This window comes from Variovorax soli (assembly GCF_031454625.1).
Taxonomy (GTDB): Bacteria; Pseudomonadota; Gammaproteobacteria; order Burkholderiales; family Burkholderiaceae_C; genus Variovorax; species Variovorax soli_A.
In genome coordinates this window covers 199,543-225,503 of sequence record NZ_JAVDRF010000004.1, presented here as the reverse complement: position 1 = coordinate 225,503, position 25,961 = coordinate 199,543, and the positions used below count along the sequence as shown (strand labels likewise).

Genomic DNA, 25,961 nt, shown 5'->3' with positions numbered 1-25,961 from the left:
AGCCGTGGGGCCCAAAACGATTTGGGGAATTGAATCACTGTATTCGGAAAAGGTCAACAGCATGTTTCCCAGTGCGGCGCGGCGGGTCAACATCAAGGACGTGGCCCGGGAGGCCGGCGTGTCGCCGACCACGGTCTCGCATGCGCTCAATGCCCGCGGGCAGGTGGACGCGGAGACCCGGGCGCGGGTCGAGAAGGCTGCCCAGAAGCTCGGTTATCGGCCCAACCGGCATGCGCAGCGCCTGCGCACCGGCGAGGCGCACATGATCGTGCTGCTGTCCTCGATGCCCTTCGCGGTTGCGGGCGGTCCCTCGCGCCTCGGCTTCATGATGGAAATCGCTGCGGTGGCGGCCGCTGCCGCGCTCGATCGCAACCTCGCCCTGGTGCTCGCGCCACCGATGGAAAGCGGCAAGGTGCCGCTCGAGTCCCTGGAGGTGGATGGCGCGCTGGTCATCGAGCCCTCGGCCGGCGACGCGAACCTGGACTACCTCGAGCGCAGGGGGCTGCCGGCGGTGACGATCGGCAAGCCCTGCGGCGTGCACGAGGCCGTCCTTCACGTGGACATTCATTCCCGGGAGACCACCCGGCTTCTGCTCGACCACCTCCACGCGCAGGGCGCGCGCAAGGTCGCGATGATCCTGGGCTCGGCACAACGAAATTCCTATGTGCAGGCCCGGGTGGCCTACGAAGAGTTCGCCGCGGAACACGGGCAGCCTGCGTTGCTTGCCACCGCCGAGGAGGTGCAAGGCGAAAGCGGCGGCGAGGAAGTTGCTTCGGCCTTGCTGGCTGCACATCCCGACATCGATGCGTTCTGCATTCCGGTGGATGCCTTCGCGGTGGGTGCGGTCAGGGCGATCCGGCTTTCGGGCCGGCGCATTCCCGAAGACGTGATGGTCGCGACCCGGTACGACGGTGTGCGGGCCCGCACCTGCGACCCGCCGCTGACCGCGGTGGACCTGCACCTCGACCAGGTCGCGCACCAGGCGATCGACCTGTTGTTCGACCGCCTGCGCGGCGACACATCGCGCCAGGCAGCTTCCGGGCCGATGGCGCAGTTGGTGCCCAGACAATCCTCGGCTCGACGCGGTTCGCCCGCGCAGACCAGCGGAACACCCACCCAAAATGGGTAAAATGGGTAAACCCCTTAATTTCAAGGATTTGTCCGTGGCTGCCCATCCCGCCCCTCTCCGCGCTGCCGAGATCGAGCGCCTCGCGCGCGAGCTGCCGTCGTTCTCCGCCACCAAGTTGGCCTCGGGCATGCAGGCGGTCAGCAGCACAGTGATGGCACGCGGCGCTGTCATGATCACGCGCCACGAAAAGCCGTCGATGGTGCTGATGTCGGTGGAACGCTACCTGCAAATGGAGCAGGCGTCGGAGCCGAACCTGGAAGCGCTCACGCATCACTTCGACAGCATGTTTGCGCGCATGCAGGGCGAGGCCGCCGCGCAGGCCATGGCCGACGCCTTCGCCATGGAGCCCGCCGAACTGGGTGAAGCGGCCATTGCCCAGGCGGCACCGGCGCCACACCGCTGATGCCGGCACGGATCTTCGTGCTGGCCGGCGTCAACGGCGCCGGCAAGAGCAGCGTGGGCGGCGCCGCGCTGCTGCAGAAGAAGGTGGAATACTTCAACCCGGACCTGGCCGCCCGCGCGCTGCTGGATGTAAACCCGGGATTGTCGGCCGAGGCGGCCAATGCGCAGGCCTGGGAGTTCGGCCGCAAGGGCCTGGAGCGTGCCCTGGCGCAAGGCCAGAACTTCGCCTTCGAGACGACGCTGGGGGCCAGGACCATTCCCCAGATGCTGCTCGACGGCGCGCGCCAGGGTGCGCAGATCCATCTCTGGTACGCAGGGCTGACATCGCCGGAGCTGCACCTTCAGCGCGTGCAGGCGCGCGTGGCCGCTGGCGGTCACGACATCCCCGAAGCGAAGGTCCGCGAACGCTACGAGACCAGCCGCGCCAATCTGATCCGGCTGCTGCCGCAACTGGCGAGCCTGCGCGTCTACGACAACAGCGCCGAAGGCGATCCGAAGGCCGGGCAGCGCCCGAAGCCGCGGCTGCTGCTGCACATGGAAGGCGGGCGCATCGTCTCCCACATCGCGCTCGATCAGGTGCCGCAGTGGGCCAAGCCGGTCATGGCCGTGGCACTGGCGCGCGCCGGCGACGCGGCCTGAGGCACAGGCGAGTTGCTGAGAGGTTTCTCATGGGCCGATCCAAAACGCCGAGCGCACATCTTCGAAAGTCGCAGATCATGCTGCTGTTGCGCGAGAGCTGGCGCAGCCTCCCCAGCGTCGCGTGCGAAGCCGGGAGCTCCAGCTTCACTTCGGGATAGCGCGCGACCAGGCCATGAGCAAGCGGGTGAGCATCGAAGAGGTTGCGCAAACCATCGTGAACGCCAACGAGGTCCTCTCTTTTGGCAAGAGCTGAGCACGCAGCGGGACCCCAAGCCTCCACCGCCCGCTGCCATTCGATGATGGTTCAAGGCCCGGCCGTCGCATCAGCGAGGCATGTCATTCGAACACGAGCAAACAGGTGTGCACCACGCGCGCTCGCGGCGTACGGCTATGGCGAATCCCCTGACCAAGCCCTGACTCTTCGAGCTGTGTTTACCCGGTGCTTCTTGACGGCGGATCGACAGCTTCAACTTTTACGATTTGCACTGCCGCTGCGAAGCGCCGTCTGACATTGCCATGCAGGAGACACACGCATGAACACCACCACACCAGCGCACGTTGCCGACAAGGCCGAGCACGCACCCAAGAAACTAGCCTTCTGGCCTCATGGCTGGTGGCGCTTGATGGAATTTCGCATCGGCATCCTGCCATTGCCGATCTATGTCCTGGCGGGCGCGCTGATCGCAGGCTTCATCGCCAGTGGCAAGCTCCCCGGCGAAATTTCGTTGGCGATCGTGATGTTCGCGTTCTTCGGTTTCACCTTCGCCGAGATCGGCAAGCGTCTGCCGGTGCTGCGCAACATCGGCGCCGGTGCCATCTTCGCCACCTTCATTCCCTCCGCACTGGTGTACTACCACTGGCTCCCGGTCGACGTGATCAAGGTGACGACGGACTTCACCAAGCAGACCAACTTCCTCTACCTCTTCATCGCCTCGATCATCGTGGGCAGCATCCTCGGCATGGATCGCCAGGTGCTGATCAAAGGCTTCCTGAAGATTTTCGTGCCGCTGGCCGTCGGCACCATCGCAGCCGGTGCAGTTGGCACTGCCGTGGGCACCGCGCTGGGCCTGGGCGCGTATCACACCTTCTTCTTTATCGTGGTGCCGATCATGGCAGGCGGCGTAGGCGAAGGAGCGATTCCGCTTTCGATCGGCTACGCGGAAATCCTCCACCAGGACCAGGGCGCACTGTTCGCCACGGTGCTGCCGCCGGTCATGCTCGGCAGCTTGACGGCCATTCTCTTGGCCGGCACGTTGAACTACATCGGCAAGAAGAAGCCGCACCTCACAGGCGAGGGCCGGCTGCAGCCCGGCGAACATGACGACATGGACCCCAAGCAGGAAGAAATCACCGGCCACATGGACGTGACGCACATTGCCGCTGCGGGCATCACCGCGCTGACCTTGTACCTGCTGGGCATCATGTGCTCGCGACTGTTCGGGTTGCCCGCGCCGGTCGCCATGCTGTTCCTCGCCGTCATCGTGAAGCTGACACAGGCGGTGTCCCCGCAACTGCAGAGCGGTGCCTATGTGGTCTACAAGTTCTTCTCGACCGCGGTGACGTACCCGCTTCTGTTCGCCATCGGTGTGTCGCTCACGCCATGGGACAAGCTTGTGTCCGCTTTCACGCTGCCCAACATCATCACCATCGTCGCCACCGTTGCGACGCTGATGGCGACCGGCGCCTTGGTAGGCCGGTGGTTGAACATGTATCCCATTGAAGCGGCGATCGTGAACGCCTGTCACAGCGGGCAGGGCGGCACCGGCGACGTCGCGATCCTGACCGCCGCCAATCGGATGACCCTGATGCCCTTTGCGCAGATCGCCACCCGCATCGGCGGCGCGGTGACGGTCACCATCGTGCTGATCGTGTTGGCGCGTATGAGCTAAAACCTATCCGCACATAGTTAGCGGAATCGAGCGAGACGACGAGCAACCCGCAGGGAAGGGCGGGACTTACTCGATGTGGAAGGGCAGCACAAAGTAGGAATCCAGCGAGGCAGCCTCGGCCGGCACGCCGTAGACCGGCGTCGGTGGGATCTGGTAGTTGCACGCAGGGCCGTATGCGCCCTGAGAGAGGATCGTGATCCTCTCCACGGTCGAGGTTCTGGGAAAGTAGATCGTGAACCGCTGATCGTCCCCCTTGACGCTGCCGATCGCCGGCATGTTAGGCAGGCCAAAACCAGGGATCGCGCCGCCGGCCGGTATGACCGCCTCACCCGTGCAGCGAGGGCCGGTCCAGAAGACGGTGGCCTCCCTAGGGATCAAGTTGCCTCTGTCCTCCACGATCCGGAGCGAGCCGATGGCGTTCCCGAGGCGGATGACCGCATGGTCGCCCTTGTCGTTGCCGTACAGGCGCCCGACCGTACGACCGGCAGCGTCGATCACTTTCAAAGGCTCTTCGTAGTCCTTCTCCTTTGCAGATGCTCCGGTCGGCATCCATGCGGCCGCGACGATGCCGAACCCGAGCAGGGCTGCCAATTTTCGAATCACGTTGTTCTCCGATCAAAAGGAGCCAAGTATCAGAGAGGCAACCGTCGCTTGCAACCAAAAGGTTTCATATGACGCCTCGAAGGCTGACCCGCGGGCGAGGGCAAACCGGGCATCACGCAGAATGCGCCCATGACCATCGAATACGTCACCGTCGAAGAAGCCATGGCCAGCACCGGCCTGCGCATCACATGAGGTACGAGCGGCACCTGGGGCTGTCGCTGTCGCTGTAGCGGTCGCGCGGGGCCGATCATGCGCTTCACGCTCGAAGAACGATTCATCGCCGATGTGTTGGCGAACCGGCACAACCGATCGATCATGGAGGCGTGGGATTCGCTGGACCTCAAGGGCGGATGGCTGGTGGCCGGGTGCCTGTTCCAGACGGTGTGGAACCTGCATGCCGGGCACGCGCCCGAGCACGGCATCAAGGACCACGACATCTTCTACTTCGACCCGGCAGACCTTTCCGCGGCCGGCGAAGAGCGCGTCCAGCGGCGCATCGATGCCGCAATCGGTGCGTTGGGCGTTCCGGTCGAGGTGAAGAACCAGGCGCGCGTGCACCTCTGGTACGAGGCGTACTTCGGCTTTCCGTACCCGAAGCTCGCGTCCGCGAAAGACGGCATCGATCGGTTCCTGATCCCGTCCACGTGCGTCGGACTGCGCAGGACCGCAACCGGCTACGACGTCTACGCCCCGAATGGGCTGGAGCTGGTTTACGCGGGTGTGCTTTCGCCGAATCCGCTGACTCCCCATCTGCCTCTGTTCCGCGAGAAGGCTGCTTCGTACAAGCAGCGATGGGGTTGGCTCGAATTGCACGAGGCGTGACCGGCTTGATCGGGCGAATCATCGAGGAAGAGCGCGCTCAGCGGAATCCATGCTCCGCAGGCCGCCACGCAGCCGAAACGCTGGCACCGGGCGCGCAAAGCCCTTGAGCACCAGCGCTCCGGCCGGCTCGGCCTCGACCATCCCGTCGATCAGCCCCCAGACACGCTGCGACACCAGGATCTCGCCCCCGGCCGCCTCCCCGCACAACCGTGCCGCGAGGTTGGTGACGGTACCGATCGCCGCGTAGTCGATGCGTCCCGGAAAGCCGATGCCGCCCAGCGTCGCGAAACCCTGCGCGATGCCGATGCCCATCTGCAGCGCGTGGCCGCGCTTGCGCCAGCGCTCGGCCAAAAGCGCCACGTCGCCCTGCATCGCCAGCGCCATGCGCGCGGCGCGCGGCGCCGGATCGTGCACCGGCGTGGGATCGTTGAAGAACACCATGATCCCGTCGCCGGTAAAGCGCTCCAGCGTCCCCTCGAACTCGAGGATGCGCCGTCCCACCGCTGCGTGGTAGTCGGCGAGCACCGCCATGACCTCCTCCGGGTCGGCAGTTTCGGTGAAGGCGGTGAAGCCGCGCAGATCGAGGAAAACGACGGTGATCTCGCAGCGGTGACTCTTCAGCGGGTCGACGGTTCCACCGTCGACGATCGCCTCGGCCAGCTGCGGCGAGAAGAAGCGCCGCAGCCTGCCCACGCGCTCGAGCTGCTGCACGCCCTCCTGCACCCGCTGCGCGAGCGTGCGGTTCCACTCGGCGAGCTCGTTCTTCTGCCGCTGGACCTCGTCGTAGAGCTGCTTGATGCGCAGCAGCGACTTGACGCGCGCCAGGAGCTCGGCCTGCGCCACCGGCTTGCTCAGGAAGTCATCGGCCCCGGCTTCGAGGCCCTTGGCGCGCTCCTGGGCCGGATCGAGCGCGGTGACGAGCACCACCGGCAGCATTGCATGCGCCGGATCGGCGCGGATCGCCGAGCACACCTCGTAGCCGCTCATGCCGGGCATCATGACATCCAGCAGCACGAGGTCCGGCGCTTCGGCGGCGAGCTTCTGCAGCGCCTCGGCGCCCGAGCTCGCGCTCACGGTACGGTAGCCCCTGGCACCGAGCAGGTCGGCGAACAGCTTCACGTTCAAGGGCGTGTCGTCGACAACGAGGATGGTGGCGGTCATCGGGCGCGGAGGGTGAGGTCAGCGCGGCCGGCGCCCTTCGGCCAGGCAGCGCTGCACGGCCTCGCGGAACAGCTTCAGCTGGATCGGTTTGGTAATGAAGCCGTCGAAGCCGGAGCTCACGATCTTCTGCTGCTCGTCCGGCATCACCGAGGCCGAGACCGCCACCACCGGCATCGCGTCGAGCGCGGCGTTGGCGCGAATCTCGCGCAGTACGGCGATGCCATCGACGTCGGGCAACTGGATGTCCATCAACACCAGGTCGGGTCGCGCCTCGGCTGCGAGCCGCGCGCCCTCGCGGCCGGTGGTGGCTTCCAGCGTCGCATAGCCGTCGTGCTGCAGGATGTCGCGCACCAGCTTCATGTTCTTCTCGTTGTCCTCGACGATCAGGATGGTGCTCATGGGCCAGCCTCCCTAAGGAGAGCCCCTTTGGACCCGTCGCCTCTGCACCGGGTGCCTGCCTCCCGCCGCCTTCGGCGACGCTCCGAACGCCCGGCGAGCGCGCCGAAGGCCGTCGCCCTCGCGGCGCGCCGCGACAGCGGGATCCTCGGTCTGTTCGATGTCATTCGATCACCTCGTCAATGCGCCGCATCAGGCGCGCGGGGTCTGGGGGCCGGACGCCATGTTCCTCCCGTTGTCTTCCATGATCAATCCCGTGCCCGGCTGGCTGCATCGAGCGTGAGTCGCGGCAGGACGAACGCAAAGGTCGAGCCCTGGCCGGGCGCGCTCTCCAGCCGGATGGTGCCCCCGTGCAGTTCGACGAAGCGCTTCGCCAGCGCCAGGCCCAGGCCGGTGCCTTCGGCCTTGCGCAAATAGTGGCCGCCGGCCTGGCGGAATTCCTCGAAGACCAGCGCCTGCTGGTCGGCCGCGATGCCCACGCCGGTGTCGGCCACGGCGATCTCCACCGCCTCTTCGAGCATGCGTGCCCGCAACGTCACGCGCCCACCGGCCGGCGTGAACTTGACCGCGTTCGACAGCAGATTGATCACCACCTGCTTGAGCTTGCGCGCATCGGCCACCCAGTCGCCGAGCGCCGGATCGACTTCGAGGGCCAGCGCCAGCCCATGCTGCAGCGCCCGCTCGCGCACCAGCGTCGTCGTGTTGTCGAGCAGCATCGGCAGGTCGAAGCTCGACAGGTCGAGCTCCATGCGGCCGGCCTCGATCTTGGAGAGGTCGAGGATGTCGTTGATCAGGCTCAGGAGGTGGTATCCGGAGGCGTGGATGTCCTTCAGGTAGTCGAGCTGCTTGTCGTTGAGCTCGCCGAACATCCGCTCGGCGAGCACCTCGCTGAAGCCGATGATCGCGTTCAGCGGCGTTCGCAGCTCGTGCGACATGTTGGCGAGGAACTCCGACTTGTGCTGGTTGGCGAGCGCCAGCTGGCGCCCCTTCTCCTCGATCTCGGCGAACAGGCGCGCGTTCTGGATCGCGATCACGGCCTGATCGGCAAAGGTCTTGAGCAGCGTGAGCTCCTTGGCGGAGAAAGGGCTTGGCGGATCGCGCAGCACCAGCACCGCGCCCACGCCGCGCTGGTCCCACAGCATCGGCGCGATGGCGATGGAGAAGTCGCCGGCGGCAGCGGCCAACGCGTGCAAGGGCGCGGGTGCGTCCGCCGCTGCGAGCACATCGGGGTAGTGGACGACGCGGCGCTCGCGGATGGCCAGCCCGGTCGCGCTGCCCTCCAGCGGCCGCGGCAAGAAGCCGATGACCGCACGCAGCAGCGCCTCGTGCGCGCCGCGAAAGCCGCCGTTGTGCAGCATGCCGGCATCATCGGCGAGGGCGATGCCCTGGCCGGTCGCGGCGAAGAAGCGCTGGCAGGCATCGAGGATCGCGTCGAAGGCCGGGCGCGCATCGGCCACCGAGCTGCCGATGACGCGCAGCACCTCGGCGGTCGCGGTCTGCTGCGCGAGCGACTCGCTGAGCTCGGCGGTGCGCTGCTCGACCTTGCGCTCGAGCTGTGCATACGATTCGCGCAGCTGCCCGGCCATGCGGTTGAACTGGTCGGCCAGCCCTTCGAGCTCGTCCCCGGTATGGACCTCGATGCGCCGATCCAGGTCGCCGGCACCGATCTGCGCCGCGCCCTCCTGCAGCGCGCGCAGCGGGCGCACCAGCGCGCGCGCCAGAAAGAAGGTCGCCGCCATCGACACCAGCAGCGCGAGCGCAAGCACCAGGCCCATGCGCCGAAGCATGACGTACAGCGGCTCGAAGGCCTCCGCGCGCGGCGACTCGACGAACACCGTCCAGCCGAGCGAAGGGATGGACGTGTGCGCGGCCAGCATCCGCTGCCCGGAGAGATCGCGCGCCCCCTCTTTCTCCGCGCCGGCGCCTGGCCGCAACTGCGCCGCCACCTGCGGCAGCGCGCTCATGTCGCTCTTCTTCAGCACCAGGCTGATGTCGGGGTGCGCGATCAGCGTGCCGTCGGCATCGACCACATAGGCCAGGCCCTTGGCGCCGATCCGGATGCGCGAGACCACGTCCCAGACGAACTTCAGGTTGACCTCGGCCGCCGTGACGCCGCCGCCGGGGCCGGCGGGGCGCGCGAGCCGCATGTAGGGCTCGGTGCCCCGACGGAAGTAGACGGGGCCGAACCAGGTCTTGCCCTCGATCGCGCTGCGGAATCCGGGGTCGGCCGAAGCATCGGCGGCGCTGCCGAGCTCGTCCATCGCCAGGCGCGAGACGCGCAGCTGTTCACGCCCGTCGCCGTCGATCCATGCCACGTCGGTGATCGCGGGTACCTGGCGCAGCAGCTTCAGGTACTCGATGCGCCTTGCCTCGCGCGGGTCGCCGCCGGGCACATCGACGCGCGGCAGCGCGGTCCAGCCGAGCTGATGCTCGATGTTCAGCACGTACTGCTCGATCCGCGTTGCCGCGCCCTGCGCCTTCTCGGTTTGCAGCGCGACCACGTGTGCCTGGTTTTCGCGGTACGAGAAGTAGATGACGACCGCGCCACTGGCGACGAGCATGCTGCCGACCAGCGTGATGATCAGCAGCGCATACTTGGGAAACAGGTGCCGACGGCGCGTCATTCGAATGGCATTGTGGGCGCGATGCCGCATGGAGGCCAGCGGGCCGGGGAAGCGCCTCCGTTGCCGGGCGAAGGGGCATTATTCGATCAGTTCGTCGGCCCGCAGTTGCAGCGACGATGGAATCGCAAGGCCGAGCGCCTTGGCTGTCTTGAGGTTCAGGACCAGTTCGAAATGCGTCGATTCCACGAAGGGAAGATCGCCCGCCCTGGCACCCTTGAGCAGCTTGTCGGCGTATGACGCCGCCTGGCGCATCATGTCGCGAGCGTCCGGGCCGTAGGAAAGCAGGGCGCCCTGCAGCGCCGCCAGTCGAAACGGGGTGATCACAGGAAGCCGGCCCGCCCCTGCGCGCTCGACGATCTCTTTCACGTTGGCGAAAAACACGGGGTCGGGGCCGAAGACGAGGGCCTCCGAGCGCTCGCGTGACATCGCCTCGAAAGCCCCTGGCAGGTCGGAGGCTTGGGCCACCGGAATCATCAGCAGCTTCACGCCGAGCAGACGCGCAGCGGCCTCATTCTTTGCCACGTAGTCGGCGTAGACGACATTCGTCGGATTGCCGATGACGGCGATGCGCATTGCGCCGGTGGCCTCGCGTGCAAGCTCGAGATACTTGCCCCAGTCGATGTTCGTCGCCATGAAACCGGTCACGTTGCCGCCCGGGCGAGCCATGCTGGCGACCAGCCCGAACTTCACCGGGTCCGCAATGCCGACGGCGAGGATGGGAATCGTGGTGGTCGCTTGCCGGGCTGCCAGTGCAGCTGTGACTCCGGCGGTGACCACGATCAGGTCGACCTGCTGCCTGACCAGCTCGCGCGCCAGCTCGGGAAAGCGCTCATACCGCTGTTCCGCGGCTCGGAGTTCGAAGGCGAGCTTGCCCTCGTCCCAACCCAGGTCGCGAATTGCGCGCATGAACAGGTGGACCGTGTCGGTCGGGTCGCCCGATGGCGATCGGTTGACGAGGATGCCGATCACGCGGAGCCGGCTCACCGGTTGGGCACGGGCCGACAGCGGCGCGAGCATCGCGCAGGATGCCAGAAGCACTTCGCGTCGACGCTTCATCGAAACCTCCATGGGCGGCAGGGATCGTACACCGCGACGTCTTCCGCATGGCGCGCTCGGGCTCGGACCCGTCCGCGGCTGCGCTCACCCGGCACCCTGCTCGGCCACGGTCGTTCCGCGCCAGGGGGGGGAGCGCTCGAAACCCGCGATCCAATCCGGAATTCGTTCGGGCGACAGCGGCCTGGAGATGCCATAACCCTGCCCCAGCGTGCAGCCGAGCGCCATCAGTGCATCGCCGTGCGCCACGGACTCCACGCCCTCGGCAATGGCCTTTCGCCCCAGGCCACGCGCCATCACGAGAATGCCCTCGACGATGGCGCGATCTTCAGCGTCCTCGAGCATCCCGCGCACGAAGGACTGGTCGAGCTTGATGGCCGACACCGGCAGCCGGCGCAGGTAGGTCAGCGACGAGTAGCCGGTGCCGAAGTCGTCCATCGTGACCGGCACGCCGAGTTTCTTGCAGGCGTGGATGAAGTCGGCGACCGCAGCAAAATCCTTGATCGCCGTCGTCTCCAGAATCTCCAGCTCCAGCACGCCGGCATGCAGCTGCGGAAAGCGTCCAAGGTGGAAGGCCAGGCGGTCGACAAGATCCGCTCGCAACAGATGGCGCGGGCTGATGTTGACGCTGACCGAGGTCTTGACGCCGGCGGCAAGCCACGCCGCCGCCTGGCGCACCGACTCGCCGATGGCCCAGTCGCCCAGTTCTTCCACCAGCTCGTGGTCTTCGATGAGGGGCACGAAGGCCGCCGGCTGCAACAGCCCCCGCTCCGGATGCTGCCAGCGCACCAGCGCTTCGACGCCGATCACCAGCCCGCGCTGCATGTCCACCTTGGGCTGGTAGGCCAGGATGAACTCGTTTCGCCCGATCCCCTCCTTGATGCGCTGTCGAAGCAGCTGCTCCTGCTGCTCCTCCAGGGCCTGCGCTTCATCGAAGAAATGCACCTGCTGACCCCCGGCGCGCTTGGCGAAGAAGACGGCGCGCTGCGCATGCTGCAGCATCACCTCCGACGGCTGCTCGCCATGCGTCGCGAGCGCGACGCCCATGCTCACGCGCAGGCGCACCGTGCGATCCTGCAGCCTGTACGGATGGGCCAGCCGTGCCAGGAGCTGCTGCAACTGGGCTTCGCACTGCGGCCTGCCCGCGCAGGACAGGACCAGGGCGAACTCGTCCCCGCCCACACGCGCCGCGACGGCCTCGGGCGGCAGCGCCGTCTTGAGCCGCCTCGCAAGTTCGCGCAGCACCGCGTCGCCGCCGACGGGGCTGAACGTGTCGTTGACGTCGCGGAACCGGTCGATGTCCAGATAGCAGACCGCCAGCAGGCGCTCGGCATTCCGCACGCCGGACATCGGGCCCAGATCGTCGAGGGAGGGGACCCTGTTCGGAAGCCGGGTGAGCACATCGTGGCGGGACAGCAGGCCGAGCCGTTCCCCTCGTGTGCCTCGCGCCGCCAGAGCAAAGGACCACAAGGTGCAGCCGTCCTCCATGCGCTCCGCGCGCATGTCGACCAGCACACCACCGCCGCCCTGGTCCAGCAAGGTCACTCCCTGGACGTCGATCGCGCCGCGCGCCGGGACCTGCATCGCCCCGTCTCGCGTCCCTTGCGGATCGCCTGGCATGTGCGGAGGCTGCGCCAGCAGGTCGTCGAAGGGCAGGTCGGCCAGTGCGCCGAGGGGATAGCCAAGCAGCTTGTGCGCATCCTCGTCGGCCCAGAGGATCTGTCCATCGCGAATTTTGAGGTGGCCGCCGAGATTGAGAAGAGGCATGGGGAAGGTGGCTTGGCGGGTGGTGGGGTCGCAGGCTCGGGCGCCTTCGAACTGGCCGCTATTGTTCCCCGAATCGTCGCGGCACGGACGCCGGCGCTCGGCACTTCTTTCTGCTGGCGCCGGATCTACAACAGCGGCGTGTACGGCGAGCTGAACGGCCTGAGCGTCGTGCCGCCGGGCGCAGCCCCCTGCGGGCCGCTCGTGCCGAACGCATAGCGCAGGTAGACATTGCCCGTGAACTGGCGGTAGTCGCGCGCGTTGCCGAGGCCGAGCGCGCCACCCAGATAGAGCTGCGGTGCGAGCTGGTACTCGACGATCGCGGCGATGTTGTACGCCACGCCGGTTCGACGGGTGCCCGACGCCACGAGCAGCGGCGTGCCGTCCGCCGCGATGGCGCCGACGGGATCTTCCCTGAACGACTGCACACCGACCGATGCGTTCAGCCGCCACGAGAGCCGTTTGTCGCGTCCGCTCCAGTCGAGCGGAAAGGTGAGGCTGGCATAGCGTTGCGGGCTGAAGTAGCCGCCTTGCCCTTGCGTGAACTGGCTCAGGTTCTTGTCGTAGGAAAGAAAGTCCAGATTCACGCCCACGGTCAAAGAGGCGCCCGCGCTGCGCAGGATGGGCGCATAGGTGCCCCCACCGATCTCGTAGCGGCTGTTGCTCGTCACGTTCTTGCCCGTGACCGAATGGGCCGAGCCGTAACCGTAGATGCCATAGGACCCGAAGTCGCGGGCCAGGTCCAGCCGTCCGCCGGTGGCGACCACGCCGCCCCATTCGACGCCGGTGCGCGGATCCCGCGTGCCGGCGAAGGACAGCAGGCTGTCGGTCACCGGGCGCCGCGACAGGTCGGCCTTCAAGGAGACCTCGTCGCCGAACTGGCCCTTGTAGGTGAGGTTGCCGATGACGTTCGTCTCGGCAAAGCCCAAGGGCGTGGTCCCGATGCCGGCCTCGAGCTTGTCGCTCTCATAGCCGACGCCGAATCCGACGCCGCGCGCAGTCTGAGCGCCTGGCGGCACGACGGCGCCGATCGACTGAAGCCGCGCCGCCACCGGGCCGCCGCCGAAGCGTCCGGCGGTGGCGGGGTCGGCTGCCAGCGTGCCGGCTTTGAGCTCGGTCGGCGTGACGCTCAGCACGAGGCGGCCCTCGCCCAAGGGCAGGCGCGCCTCGATCGGCATCTGCGTATCCGACAAGCGCCCGAGTCCCGCCTCGCCGCTGCGGTGCCGATAGACCGTGCCCGCAATCAGGACGGGGCCGCGATCGGCCGCCTCGCCCGCGAATGTCGACCGGGCCTGGCGCTGGCGCGCTTCGTAGCCGGTGCGCAGGGCATCGAAATCCTGGCGCTGCGCGCTGGTCATGTCGGCGGCCTGCAGCCGCTCCAGCACCGCGGCCAGTTCACCGTCGTGGCGCGCCTTGAACAAGAGGGACGCGTGGAGCAACTGGTCGGCGGTGGACGTCCCGCCTTCGTCCGCCACCAGCCGGCGACTGAGCGTCGAGGCATGCGCCGGATCGCCCGCATCGCTCCAGGCCGATGCGAGCGGACCCAGGGCCTCGCGCGGCATGTCGGCGCCCAGCGTCGACTCGGTCTCTGCCAGCAGTTCGCGGGCCGCGTCGGCCTGCCCTCGGCGCGCCTGCTCTCGCGCGCGCCGCACCCGATCGAGCACCCAGAGGCGGCGCTGCAAGTCATTCGTGTCCGGTGTTCGCGCTGCGGCAGGCAGGCGCTCGAGAGACTCCAGGCCCGCCGCGGGGTCGTCGGCATCGGCCGCGAGCAAGGCGCGTGCGTACAGCGCCTCGGGCGTGCCGCGCTGATCGGCCGGCAAGCTCTCCATCACATCGCGCGACTGCGCGTCCAGCCCCTGACGCCGATAGACCAGCGCGAGGTCATGGCGGATCCACACGCTGTCCGGATCGGCCGCCAGGGCCGCTTCGAGCGTGCGTCGCGCATCGTCCTGCCGGCCGGCCTCGCCCTGCCGACGGGATTGGCTGCGCGCCTGGTCGATGCGGTCCTGCCGCAGGCTCGCCAGTGCGGCGCGGCCCGCGGCTTCGCCAGGCTCGAGTTGCACGGCTTGCTCCAGCAGACTGCGAGCCATGGCCGGATCGTTCCTGCTGCGCGCGGCACTTGCCTGGTCCAGCAAGTCCCAATAGGTGGCGCTTCGAAGCGCGGAGGCCCACTTCCGGGGGCTTCCTTTCGAGGCCCGCTGCAACAGATCCTGTGCTTGCGCGAAACGCTGCTGGCGCAGGCGAACGAGGCCGAGCCCTCCCAGCGCATCGGTGTTGCCGGGCCGCAGTCGCAGCGCTTCCTGAAACCCCCGTTCGGCTCCGGCGAGATCGCCCCTCTCGAGAGCCGCGAAGCCAGGTCCCGTCGGGTCGGCCGCCCGTGGCGCGGGGGCGTCCCGGCGCGCCTCGCCCAGGTCCCCCAATTCCCCCAGGCGCTGCGCCACCAGCGGATCGGATTGCAGCGCGAGATAGTCGCGGTAGAGCGGCGCATCCGCCGGGCGTGCGTCGAGCCAGAGCAGCGCCTGGCGCCAGCTGGCACGCGCCGCGGCAGCGGTGGCAGGCTGCTTGGCGAGGTCGACGAGGCTGCGGATGCCCTCGCGCCGCGTCGGTTCCCGGTAGGTCAGCAGCTGTGCGAGCGCGAGCCTGTAGGCGGTGTTGTCCGGCTTGTCCCGCACCAGCAGCTCGAGACCCTTGCGGCCTTCGTCCCATCCTTCCGGACTTCCGCCGAGCAGTTGGTAGAACTCGACCGCGAGCGGTTCGGGCGGAGGCCGGCTGCCGATCATCGCGCGATAGAGCTGGAGCGCCTCGGCCGTGCGTCCTGCGCGCGCGGCCGAACGCGCGGCCTGCAGGTCAGTCACCTGCGCACCGGGTTGACGCAAGCGCGATTCGAACAGGCCTACTCTCGGGTCGCCCGGATGCGCCGCACGCAAGCGCGCGATCCAGTCGCGCGCCGCCTCCGTGTTGCCGCGCGCCAACTCGACCTGCGACATGCCGTACATCGCATCGGCCGACCGAGGATCGGCGCTGAGCAGCTTTCGCCAGCTGGCCTCGGCGAGCTCGATGCGACCCGCGCTCTGCCAATAGATGCCTTGCTCGACCAGCACGCCGCGAGCGTCGCCCTGGGCACCGGCCGGTCCTGCCGTACCGAGCACACCCAGGGCCAGGCACGCCAGCCGGCTCAGACGAGATGCGTCGAAGGGCACAACAGTCTCCAGTTCGGTTGCAGTCCGCCGTCGCGGCCGAAGGCATATCGGCCGTCGAGCCATGACTGCCCGAACAACAGCAGGATTCGTTCGTAGTAGGGCAGGGGCACCGAGGCGGGCTGCGCCGGGCTGTCCACGCGTTCGCGAATCCGCGCGATCTGCGTGCGCAACGGGCCCTCCAGGCCCTGCGCCTTGAGGTAGGGAAGGAGGGCGCCCGCGAAGCCGACCGGTGCGTTGCCGCGCGCGGCGCCGGTGTCCGCGTCCACGTATTCCGCCAGCGGCCTGTTCTGCGCGAGCACGCCGCGAGGACCGTGCAGCGCTGCCAGCAGTCGCGGGCGTGCCGGGTCCTGCGCATGCAACATGCCTGCCCACAGGTAGATGCGGATGGCGTCATAGCTGCCGGCGGTGCTCTTCTCGGGGTCGGCCACGAAGGCCTGCTCCTTCTCGGACCACGCACACCAGTCGGGCGCGAAGCCGCGCGGTGCGACGGCTTCCAGCATGCGCACGGTGTTGTCGGCGATCTCGCGCCACGGCCCTTGCGCGTCCTCCTGCTGGAAGCGGCGCAGCAACTGCAGCGGCAGGTAGCTCGCGTTGAGGCGCCACAGCGGGCCGCCGGCGACCGAGCGCGGCCAGGGCAGCAGCATGCGGCCCAGGCCGGGCAGCGCGACGACTTCCTCGCGCGCGGCGTTTGCGAGCACGCTGCGCCCGAGCGCCTGGTAGCCCGGTTCGCTCCAGAGGCGTCCGGCCTCGACCAGCGCATAGGCGATCCACAGGTCGGCATCGGACGCCGGGGTGGTGTCGAGCACGCCCCAGCTCCCGCCGGGCTTGCGGCCCCACCGCCATGCCGGCAGGCGCTGCGCAAGCCTGCCATCGGCCAGATTGGCATCGGTCCATCGCAGGACCCGGTCGAAGGTGGACCGGTCGTTGTGCACCAGGGCGAAGAAGAGGCCGTAGGACTGGCCTTCCGAGGTCGAGTGCTGCTCGGCCGTATGGAAGTCGATGATGCGGCCATCGCGCTGGATGTGGCGGTCCACGAAATGGGTCCAGTCCGCGACGGCCAGGCAGGCACTGCTTGCCGAATGCGCCAGGGGCCGCACGCTCGCGCCGACGGAAGACAGTGCCAGTACGGCCAGATAGCGGCGCCGCTGGGCGTGCGGCAAGGTCCAGGCGCGGTCGGGGCGTGTCATCGAGGTTGCCGGTGGCCGCCCGCTAGCGCAGCCGCCGGCGCGCACGCAGGCGCAGGCTGAGGAAGGCCGCGCCGGCACCGATGAAGGCCAGCGCCACGATCATGCCCGCCAGCAGCAGCGGGTTGCGCGAGAGGTTCCACTGCAGCCAGTCGATGGGCGGCAGATGGCCGACGTAGTAGGTCTCGCCGGAGAGCAGGCTGTGCACCTGCGCATCGCGCACGATCGCGGTGCTGCCCTGGATCTCCTTGACCAGCTGCGGCGACATCAGCGCGTTCAGCAGCGCCGGCTGCGAGCTGCCGTCGGCCACGACCGCCACCACGCTGCGTCCGCGCTTGAGCGGCGACTCGAAGCCGGACAGCACGGCATCGCTGCCGTCCGTCGCCACGGTCATCAGCGTGCCGGACGGGAGGTCCTCCCGCTGGCGCGTGCCGGAAATGAACATCAGCGTGTCCTCGAGCCATGATCCGAGGCGGAACGCCCGCACACCCTCGCCGCGCCGGATCGGCATCCGGTCCGCCCATTGCGCGAAGAGGGGTTGGCTCTGGAGATTGCCGATGACCAGCAGGTCCTTGTCCGCCCACTGCGACACCTTCGATGCGCCTGCGACGGCGACCCTGAGCGCAGGGTAGCCGGTCGCATTGCCGAGCTGCCCCATCAGTGCGAGATAGGTTTCCACCTCCGCCGGCGCCGGCTGGTCGGGCAGCAGCACCGCCGTGTCGGCGAGATCGGCAAGACGCGTGAAGGGGAACCCTCCGTTGGCGAAGGCCGCCAGCTCGGGCATCGCGAGATAGTGCGGCAGCTTCGAGATGTCGATGGTCGAGTTGGCATCGATACCGCCGCGCACGTTGTCGAGCAGCGGCTTGCACGGGCCGGCCGACGGCTGGAAGTAGTAGTGCATGCGCAGCTGGCTGCGCGAGCCCAGCGCGAGCGGCGGCAGAAGAATCGTCTTGTGCTCGCCCACCGAGCCGTCGGGCAGCAGCCGGCGCGCGATCGGGTTCCACCAGCGGTCTTCCGACGGGTTGGCGGCCCGCAGCGGCAGCGCCCCGATGAAGGTGTCGCCGAGGCTGAGGTTCAGCGTGGATTGGTCGGCCTGCATGCGCGGGGTGTAGCGGTAGCTCAGGTCCAGCGGGATGCCGCGCGTGCGCCAGGTGAAGAGGTCGGGGGGCAGCTGGAGGTTGACCTTGACCACGTCAGGCGCGTAGCCGGCCACGGTGAAGTCTTCGGCCGCCGCCAGCTCGCCGAGCTGCACCGACCGGTCGCTCGCGATCCAGCGCGGCGCGTCGTACGGCCGGCGCGCGGCGGGCTCCGCGAAGCCGGTGATGGCGGCCGAGGCCCCGGTCAGCGCGCGGCTGTTGAGCGTCAGTGCCGCGCTTGCGGTGCGCAGCTCGGCCGCATCGCGGCCCATGACCAGCAGCAGCTTGTGCCCCGTGTCGTCCGGGTGGTCGACGACCGCGAGTGCCGGACCGTGGATCGGTGGGAGCGCCAGGCCGGCAATGGCGGTGTCGGGCAGCGCGAACACGACCGCGTTGGCGCCTGCCGGAAGCGCGCCGCTGGCGACGGGGAAGAGGGCGCCACGGTAGCTCGCGAGCGCGCCGAACCACGAGGACACGATGCCCGCGGCTTCGAGCGTGGGGAACGTCACGCCCTTGCCGAACACGAAGGGCAGGGCGAGGCGGCGAACATCGCGCGGGTCGAAGAAGGGCTGCGGCAGCGTCGCCAGATCGGCATGCAGCTTGAAGGGCTCGACCGTCAGGCGCAGTGTGCTCGACGCATCCACCTTCGCCCACAGGCTGGTGTGCGCCGGGTCCTCGCACTCGCGCGTGTAGTGGCCGACCAGCTCGACGTTGATGCGGTTGAAGTCCGTGATCAGCCGGCGGTCGATGGGGAGCACGGTGCTTTGCGGCTTGCCCGCTTCGCTGCTTGCCACCGGCAGCGTGGCCACGACCACGTCGTTGACGCTCACGATCAGATGCGACAGCTCGGGAATGAGCGCCGGCGAGTAGGAGTAGTCCAGGCGCAGCGACGCGGAAGTGACCAGCTCGTCGGCGCGCACGCTGAAAGGGATGCCCACCGTCGCGCTGGTCCCGCGCAAGGTGATGGCATAGTCGACGCCCAGTTGCGCGAGGTTCATCTCGCGCACGCCGGCGGCCTGCACCGGGGCGGCTGGCGTGGCGCTTGCGGGCTCGCGCAGGACCTGGGCGGCGCTGTCGCCACAGGCCAGCAAGGCCAGCCAGGCCAACAGCAGTGCGGCGACGCGTTCCCGGTGCTTCGCACGCATCACGTGGAATCTCCGCCGCGGGAAACGCCTGCTGCAGCCCTGGAAGGGCGAAGCTTGCGCGCGATGGCTCGGCCGTAGTGTGCAAACATGTCCTGGAATCCGACGGCGCTGATCCGGGCGATGTGCGCGAGGACCTGATGGGCCGCGACCCGGGGGTGTTGGCCCCAGCGCTGCGACCAGATGTCGGGCCGCGAGATCGTGCACTGCACGAGCGCATGCGCCTGGCTCAGGGTCAGCGCCTCGAAGCGCAGGCCCATCCGCTTGCCGCCGCTGAAGCGAACCGTTGCCGGGAAACGGTGCTCGACCTCGCCTTGGAAAAGCGACACCTCCAACGGCGTGCCGATCGCACGCTGCAGCTCGTCGGGCAAATCGAGACCCAAGCCGCCGGTGGAGAAGTCGAAGGTGTGGCAGGCGACCGGCGCAGCGCCGGGAACATGCAGGACGGCCGGCATCCGCAGGTCCACCCGGTGCGCCGAACGCACCTGGCGCGACTCGTTGGCGGCGGCGACGCAGGCCCCCAGGATCACCAGGTTGTACAGGGTCCATGCCAGGTTGAGCCAGACCGTGGCGATGCGTTCTTCATCCACCCAGGTCAGCCGCCACAAGCCGAAGCCGACGCCGATGAAGTTGAACAGCAGCAGGAGCAGGCTCGCCCTGGCGATCTGCGTGTCGAAATACTGCTTCTGGATCAGCCCGCCCTTGGCCGTGACGTTGAAGGCGCCGAGCTTCGGATTGATCAGCGCCACCAGGGTCGGACGGAAGATGTGCCAGGCCAGCACCGCTTCGTAGACCTCGTTCCAGAACAGGTAGCGAAAGCGGCCCTGGATCCGGCTGTTCGTCAGGTTGGCGTGGAAGATGTGCGGCAGCGCGTACGCAAAGATCATGGCTGCCGAGGCGTGAATCACGCTTGCGCCGAACACCAGGTAGGCCAGTGGCGCCGTCAGGTAGATCAGGCGCGGCAGGCCGTAGAGGAAGTGCAGCATCGCATTGAGGTAGCACAGCCTCTGCGCCCAGCTCAAGCCAGGGCCCAGCAGCGGGTTATCGGTGCGAAAGATCTGGATCATGCCGCGCGCCCATCGGATGCGCTGGCCGACATGGCCCGACAGGCTCTCCGTCGCGAGGCCGGCGGCCTGCGGCAAGGCCAGGTACGCGGTGTTGTAGCCGGCGCGGTGCATCTTGAGGGCCGTGTGGGCATCCTCGGTCACGGTCTCGACGGCGATGCCGCCGATCTCTTCGCAGGCGGTGCGACGAAGCACGGCGCACGACCCGCAGAAGAAGGTGGCGTTCCAGAGATCGTTGCCATCCTGGATCAGGCCGTAGAACAACTCGCCTTCGTTGGGCACCGTATGGAAGGTGCCGAGGTTCCGCTCGAACGGGTCGGCCGAGTAGAAGTGGTGCGGCGTCTGCACCATGGCCAGCTTGGGATCGCGGCCGAACCAGCCCATCGTCACCTGCAGGAAGGAGCGCGTGGGCGTGTGATCGCAGTCGAAGATGGCGACGAATTCCCCGCTCGTCTTTTTGAGTGCCGCATTGATGTTGCCGGCCTTCGCATGCCGGTTGTCCTCGCGCGTGAGGTGCGCCACGCCGGCTTGCGCGCAGAACGTCCGGAACTCCTCGCGCCGTCCGTCGTCGAGCACGAAGATGTTGAGCTTGTCGCGCGGCCAGTCGATCGACATCGCAGCCAGCACCGTCGGGCGAACCACCGACAGCGGCTCGTTGTAGGTGGGGATCAGGAGGTCGACCGTGGGCCAGAGGCTTCGGTCGGCCGGCAAGGGCTGCGGCTTGCGCTCGAGCGGCCACGCGGTCTGCACATAGCCCAGCAGCAGCACCACGAAGGCGTAGACCTCCGCCATCAACAAGCACCCCGCCAACACGAGGTCCAGCAGGTTGTCCATGTACATCGTCTCGGTGACGCGCCAGTACAGGTAGCGCGAGGACACCACCACCGACAGAAAGATCAGTGCCAGCGTCGGCACGCGTCCGGGAAAGCGGTTGGTCACCAGCGCGGCGATGAAAATCGCGACCGACAGCGTGAGCTGCTGGTGCAGCGTCATGGGCGTGATGACCAGTATCGGCAGCGCGACCAGGGTGATGGCCCACAGCACCGCGCGAACCACCGCATGACCCGCCGCCGGCCGGGTCCCGCGCTCAGTGTGCTTGGCCTGCGTCACCCGGTGGCCAGGCGAGCAGTCGCCGCACGGGGGCGGACGGTGAATGGAACCGGGCGCGTGGCGCTTTCGCCAGGCTGGTAAGAGAGAGGGGGTGCTTTGTCTTTCATCGGGCCTTGCACCGATTGTGGCGGCACGATGTTTCGTTGACAACACAAGCGCGCACTCGACCGTGGCCGTGAGGCATTTAGTTCGCAAGCCTGCCAAGTGGTCGCGTCCTCCACCTTCACGAACCCGTGCGTAAGCGCGTGACCGCCGTCGTCGCCACACGGTGGAACTCGAAGGCGAGCCGACCTCGCCGTTGTCGCCCCAACCAGCTAGAGCAGCATGAGCGCCCCCGCCGCGACCAGCGTCGGAAGCAAGGCCCCGAGAAGCAGTCCGCCCGCGCTGATCGTCTCGTCGGAGAAGCCTCGCTTCAGGAGCGCCACCCCGGCGGGGTTGGGTGCATTGGCAATCATGGTCAGCCCGCCCCCAACGACGGCGCCGGCCACCAGGCTGTACTTGGCCTCCTCCGAGATGCCCGTGATCAGCGAGCCCAGGTAAGTCAGCGCAGCGTTGTCCGTCACGGCGGTCAGCGCCGTGGCTCCAAAGAAGAGCACCTTCGGTGACATGCCCGACACGAGCGGCTGAAGCCACCACTGCTGCATGCCGCCCAGCACGACCAGGCCTGCAAGGAAGAACGCCACCAGCAGCGCCTCCTTGATGATGAGCGGGTTCTGGTAGCGCTCGTACGCCTGGGTGAAACCCAGGAACAGCAAGAAAATGCCAAGGAATGCAACAGGATGATGGGCGAGCGCCACGACCGCCGCAAGAAACGCCAGGTGAACGAACACCACCGCTGCCGGAAGTGCGACCTCGACGGAAGGGGCGTCCTTCGCTGGTGCTGCATGAAGATGGCGTCGAAGTGAAATGGCCCCGATCGTCGCGTTCACCAGCACGGCAAGCGCCGATTTCCAGCCGAAGACGCTCAGCATGAAGGAGGAGTCCCAGTTCCAGGTCGAAGCGACCATCAGGACCGGCGGTGCAGCGAACGATGTCAAGGTGCCGCCGATGGAGACGTTCACGAACAGCACCCCAAGGCAGAGATACTTCACTCGCTCGGGCACATCCGGCCGGAAGATCAGCGGGGAAAGCATCAATGCCGCGATCGTCATCGCCGCAGGCTCGGTGATTGCAGAACCCAGCAGCGGCACAGCGGCGAGGCCGAGCCAGGCCGTTGCCAGAGGAGTGCGCATCGGCAATCGACGCGCGATCATGGCGACCGTGCCCCCGACCGTCTGGAGGATGGGCCGCGAAGCGGCAACGACCATCACCACGAAGACGAACAGCGGCTCGGTGTACTTCCTCGACTCCGCATAGGCCAACGCCTCGTCGCCGCCGCTGAGGGCCGCTGTGGCCAAGACCAATACGATGGCCCAGAAGCCGAAAACGACCTCTACCTCGCCCAACAGGTGAAAGACCCCCGCATGTCGCGGAAAGCGATGCGATAGCCGCTCGAACTGCTTGGCAGCGAAAGTGTGGACCAGCGCGATGGCGAAGAGGCCGGCGGCGACCAGTTCGATGGGGTTGGAGGGCGTCACGTTCTTCAGGCGGTCAAAGGCCGCGTGGCGGCCCGACCAACGCATGAACCTGCCGCGTCAAACCAACGCAACACCCTCCTTGAAGTGTACCCGTCCGATGAGGAGCGACCTTGCAGCTACTTCTCGACGAAGGCGCGTTCGATCACGTAGTCGCCCAGCTCGCCCTGGCGCGGGCTGATCCGAAATCCGCGCGCATCGAGCAGCTTGCAGCTGTCGGCCAGCATCGCGGCGCTGCCGCAGATCATGGCGCGGTCGAGCGCGGGGTCGAGCGACGGCAGTCCGGTGTCGCGGAACAGCCGGCCCGATTCGAGGATCTCGGTGAGCCGGCCCTGATTGCGAAACGGCTCTCGCGTGACGGTGGGGTAGTAGATCAGCTTGTCGCGCACCATCTCGCCGATGTATTCGTTGTTCGGCAGTTGCTGCTCGATGAAGCTCGCATAGGCCAGCTCGCTGACCTGCCGCACGCCATGAATCAGCACGACCTTGTCGAAACGCTCGTAGGTGTCGGGGTCCTGGATGATGCTGATGAAGGGCGCCAGGCCCGTTCCGGTGGACAGCAGGTACAAGTGCCGGCCGGGCCGCAGGTCGTCGAGCACCAGGCTGCCGACCGGCTTGCGCCCGACGATCACTTCGTCGCCGGGTTGCAGGTGCTGCAGGCGCGAGGTCAACGGACCGTTCGACACCTTGATGCTGAAGAACTCGAGATGCTCGTCGTGGTTCGCGCTCGCGACACTGTATGCGCGCATCAGGGGCTTGCCTTCGACCGGCAGGCCCAGCATCACGAAATGCCCGTTGCGGAAACGCAGTCCGGGGTCGCGCGTGGTGCGAAACGAAAAGAGCGTGTCGTTCCAGTGATGGACATGCAGGACGCGTTCGGTGGCGAGTTGGGACATTCTGGTTTCGCGAAGGGTCAGGGGATGGACAGGAGGCCGAGCTCGTGCAGGTAGGCCCAGGGAAAGATGCCGCGCCCGTGTCCGTCGGAGAACACCAGGTTCAGGCCCTTGTCCGACACGGGGTGGATGGCCGCGAGCCGGATCGACGAGCCCGGCTCGGGATGGCGGCCGCGCTCGCGGCAGGCCTGCTCGCACGCGGCGCAACGGCAGCGGGCACGCAACAGCCCATGCGCCAGCCGGCTCACGCTTCCGTCCTGCCAGTGCAGCGCGAGCACACCGCTGGCCTGGTGGTCGACGATGTCGACGGGAAACTGAATGGCATCCGGCGAGGACAACGTGTCGCTCATGTCAGCGCCTTCATGCCGTCACGGCCGAAGTGATGGTCCATGCCCTGCAGTCCACCGCTGCCGAGCTCGCCGCCCATCGCGGCCAGGCTCTCTTCGCGAATCAAGGCCTTGAGCTGCCGAACGAGTGCCTGGAAGGTGGGCGAGGCCGTCATCTCCGGCGTGCGCGGCCGCGGCAGGGGAATGGGAATCTCTGCCTTGATGCGCCCCGGGCGCGCCGTCATCACGTAGACCTTCTCGGAGAGAAAGATCGCCTCCTCGATGTCGTGCGTGATGAACAGCACCGACAGCTGCAACTGCTGCCACATGTTCGTGAGGATCTCCTGCATCACGGCGCGCGTCTGCGAATCGAGGGCACCGAAGGGCTCGTCCATCAGCATCACCTGGGGGCTCGTCGCCAGCGCGCGCACGATGCCCACGCGTTGCTTCATGCCGCCCGACAGCTGATCGGGATAGTGATTCTCGAACGAGAGCAGGCCGGTCATGCCGAGCAGCGAGCGTGCGGCCGACGCGCGCTGGTTCTGCCCGAGGCCTTGCATCTTCAGCCCGAACTCGACGTTCTTGCGCACGGTCATCCACGGGAAAAGCGAGTACTGCTGGAACACCACGCCGCGGTCGGCGCCGGGGCCGCCGATGGGCCGACCATCGAGCAGGGCTTCGCCGTCGCTGGGCCGGATGAAGCCGGCGACGATGTTCAACAGGGTGGACTTGCCGCAGCCCGAGGGACCGATGATGCTGACGAACTCGCCGGGCTTGACTTCCAGCGAGACGCGGCTCGCGGCCTCGGTCGTCTGTCCCTTGACGCCGAAGCGCACGGACACGTCGCGGATCTGCACATGCCCCTTGGGGGTGGTGTCGCCGGCGCTCATCGTGCGCCTCCGGCGCGTGCGCCGTAGCTCAGCCAGGGCATCATCGACTTGCCCACGAAGCGGATGAGGCCGCTGCAAAGGAGGCCCAGCACGCCGATCGTGATCATGCCCAGCACGATCTCGGGGTACGAGATCAGCGAATAGGCCTCCCATGTGAAGTAGCCGATGCCGAACTGGCCCGAGATCATTTCTGCCGCGATCAGCGAGACCCAGGCCACACCCATGCCCACGGCCAGACCGGTGAAGATCTGCGGCGCTGCGCCGGGAAGCACCACGTACCACATGATCTGGCGCTCGCGCGCGCCCAGGCACTGGCTGGCGCGCAGCAGCACGCCGTCCACCGCCTGCACGCCGCTGACGGTGTTCAGCAGGATCGGAAAGAAGGCGCCGATGAAGGTGATGAAGACAATGCTCACCTCGTTGTCCGGCCACAGCATGATGGAGATCGGCACCCAGGCGATCGCAGGGATGGGGCGGAAAACCTCCATCGCCGGGAACAGGAATCCGCGCGTCAGGCGATAGCGGCCGATCAGCATGCCGAGCACCACGCCGAGCACCGTCGCAATCGCGAAGCCGAGGAAGATGCGCCGCAGGCTCATGCCCACGTTCTTGATGAACTTCGGCGAGCTGTTCACCTCGATCACTTTTGAGAGCACCTCCATCGGCGTCGGGATGTTGGTGAAGCGGACGTAGAAATCCAGCCGATAGGTCGTGGCGAGGTGCCAGAACAGCACGATGCCCAGCAGCGAGCACGCGCCCATCAGGTAGGCCGGCGCGTGCCGACGCAGCAGCTGCAGACCGCGTTCGGCCGGGCTCGGCGCCACCGTGGCCGCTTCGGCGAGGGGCAGCGGTGGGCGCAGGACCTCTTCGGGGCGCGCAAGGCCGCGCGTCGGCGCGGCTTCCATGAGCGCATCGGGCGCCGGTACTTCGTGGAACAGGCGTTGCGTAGCAGTGGGCATC

General features: G+C 67.6%; 20 protein-coding genes. 5 read left to right on the top strand and 15 right to left on the bottom strand.

What is annotated here, in order from left to right:
* The first annotated feature begins 61 nt into the window (after positions 1-61).
* The 4 genes from J2739_RS11100 (at position 62) to J2739_RS11085 (ending at position 4,059) form a co-directional block, all read left to right on the top strand.
* Entirely contained in the window at positions 62-1,129 is a 1,068-nt protein-coding gene (locus J2739_RS11100) for a LacI family DNA-binding transcriptional regulator (protein WP_309901483.1), read from the top strand.
* A 34-nt stretch (positions 1,130-1,163) separates the two neighbouring features.
* Positions 1,164-1,532, top strand: coding sequence for a hypothetical protein (locus J2739_RS11095; protein ID WP_309901481.1), 369 nt, complete (start codon positions 1,164-1,166; stop codon positions 1,530-1,532).
* Positions 1,532-2,170 (top strand): ATPase, encoded by a 639-nt coding sequence (locus tag J2739_RS11090; RefSeq protein WP_309901480.1) that lies wholly within the window; start codon positions 1,532-1,534, stop codon positions 2,168-2,170. The genes J2739_RS11095 and J2739_RS11090 overlap by 1 nt, the downstream gene beginning before the upstream one ends.
* A gap of 533 nt (positions 2,171-2,703) precedes the next feature.
* On the top strand, positions 2,704-4,059 hold the full coding sequence (locus tag J2739_RS11085) for a 2-hydroxycarboxylate transporter family protein (protein WP_309901478.1): 1,356 nt from the start codon (positions 2,704-2,706) through the stop codon (positions 4,057-4,059).
* 66 nt (positions 4,060-4,125) lie between these two features.
* Here the strand turns inward: J2739_RS11085 and J2739_RS11080 are convergent, their stop codons facing one another.
* Positions 4,126-4,662 carry a hypothetical protein gene (locus tag J2739_RS11080; protein ID WP_309901476.1) on the bottom strand — a complete coding sequence of 179 codons (537 nt, stop codon included), beginning with the start codon at positions 4,660-4,662 and terminating at the stop codon, positions 4,126-4,128.
* Positions 4,663-4,911: 249 nt separating this feature from the next.
* Between J2739_RS11080 and J2739_RS11075 the strand changes: the two genes are divergently transcribed.
* Positions 4,912-5,484, top strand: coding sequence for a nucleotidyltransferase family protein (locus J2739_RS11075; RefSeq protein ID WP_309901474.1), 573 nt, complete (start codon positions 4,912-4,914; stop codon positions 5,482-5,484).
* 18 nt (positions 5,485-5,502) lie between these two features.
* Here the strand turns inward: J2739_RS11075 and J2739_RS11070 are convergent, their stop codons facing one another.
* The 14 genes from J2739_RS11070 to J2739_RS11005 all read right to left on the bottom strand — a co-directional run bounded on the left by J2739_RS11070 (position 5,503) and on the right by J2739_RS11005 (position 25,960).
* Entirely contained in the window at positions 5,503-6,645 is a 1,143-nt protein-coding gene (locus J2739_RS11070) for an adenylate/guanylate cyclase domain-containing protein (RefSeq protein WP_309901472.1), read from the bottom strand.
* Positions 6,646-6,663: 18 nt separating this feature from the next.
* Positions 6,664-7,044, bottom strand: a complete 381-nt coding sequence (locus J2739_RS11065; protein WP_309901470.1) for a response regulator — start codon at positions 7,042-7,044, stop codon at positions 6,664-6,666.
* A gap of 245 nt (positions 7,045-7,289) precedes the next feature.
* A complete protein-coding gene (locus J2739_RS11060; RefSeq protein ID WP_309901468.1) occupies positions 7,290-9,665 on the bottom strand; it encodes a sensor histidine kinase in 2,376 nt (791 codons plus the stop codon).
* A gap of 78 nt (positions 9,666-9,743) precedes the next feature.
* On the bottom strand, positions 9,744-10,721 hold the full coding sequence (locus J2739_RS11055; RefSeq protein WP_309901466.1) for an ABC transporter substrate-binding protein: 978 nt from the start codon (positions 10,719-10,721) through the stop codon (positions 9,744-9,746).
* 84 nt (positions 10,722-10,805) lie between these two features.
* Positions 10,806-12,485 carry a putative bifunctional diguanylate cyclase/phosphodiesterase gene (locus tag J2739_RS11050; protein ID WP_309901464.1) on the bottom strand — a complete coding sequence of 560 codons (1,680 nt, stop codon included), beginning with the start codon at positions 12,483-12,485 and terminating at the stop codon, positions 10,806-10,808.
* Positions 12,486-12,610: 125 nt separating this feature from the next.
* Positions 12,611-15,682, bottom strand: a complete 3,072-nt coding sequence (locus J2739_RS11045) for a cellulose biosynthesis protein BcsC (RefSeq protein WP_309901462.1) — start codon at positions 15,680-15,682, stop codon at positions 12,611-12,613.
* Positions 15,658-16,869, bottom strand: coding sequence for a cellulose synthase complex periplasmic endoglucanase BcsZ (gene bcsZ, locus J2739_RS11040; RefSeq protein ID WP_309901461.1), 1,212 nt, complete (start codon positions 16,867-16,869; stop codon positions 15,658-15,660). The genes J2739_RS11045 and bcsZ overlap by 25 nt, the downstream gene beginning before the upstream one ends.
* Before the next feature lie 22 nt (positions 16,870-16,891).
* Positions 16,892-19,147, bottom strand: a complete 2,256-nt coding sequence (gene bcsB, locus J2739_RS11035; protein WP_309901459.1) for a cellulose biosynthesis cyclic di-GMP-binding regulatory protein BcsB — start codon at positions 19,145-19,147, stop codon at positions 16,892-16,894.
* Positions 19,147-21,318 carry a UDP-forming cellulose synthase catalytic subunit gene (gene bcsA / locus J2739_RS11030; RefSeq protein ID WP_309901457.1) on the bottom strand — a complete coding sequence of 724 codons (2,172 nt, stop codon included), beginning with the start codon at positions 21,316-21,318 and terminating at the stop codon, positions 19,147-19,149. Before bcsA ends, bcsB begins: the two co-directional genes overlap by 1 nt.
* A 314-nt stretch (positions 21,319-21,632) precedes the next feature.
* Positions 21,633-22,895, bottom strand: a complete 1,263-nt coding sequence (locus tag J2739_RS11025) for a putative Na+/H+ antiporter (protein ID WP_405053870.1) — start codon at positions 22,893-22,895, stop codon at positions 21,633-21,635.
* A 116-nt stretch (positions 22,896-23,011) separates the two neighbouring features.
* Positions 23,012-23,788 (bottom strand): ferredoxin--NADP reductase, encoded by a 777-nt coding sequence (locus tag J2739_RS11020; RefSeq protein WP_309901453.1) that lies wholly within the window; start codon positions 23,786-23,788, stop codon positions 23,012-23,014.
* Positions 23,789-23,805: 17 nt separating this feature from the next.
* Positions 23,806-24,135 carry a gamma-butyrobetaine hydroxylase-like domain-containing protein gene (locus tag J2739_RS11015; protein ID WP_309901451.1) on the bottom strand — a complete coding sequence of 110 codons (330 nt, stop codon included), beginning with the start codon at positions 24,133-24,135 and terminating at the stop codon, positions 23,806-23,808.
* Positions 24,132-25,001 carry an ABC transporter ATP-binding protein gene (locus tag J2739_RS11010; RefSeq protein ID WP_309901449.1) on the bottom strand — a complete coding sequence of 290 codons (870 nt, stop codon included), beginning with the start codon at positions 24,999-25,001 and terminating at the stop codon, positions 24,132-24,134. Before J2739_RS11010 ends, J2739_RS11015 begins: the two co-directional genes overlap by 4 nt.
* A complete protein-coding gene (locus tag J2739_RS11005; RefSeq protein ID WP_309901447.1) occupies positions 24,998-25,960 on the bottom strand; it encodes an ABC transporter permease in 963 nt (320 codons plus the stop codon). The genes J2739_RS11010 and J2739_RS11005 overlap by 4 nt, the downstream gene beginning before the upstream one ends.
* Position 25,961 lies beyond the last annotated feature (1 nt).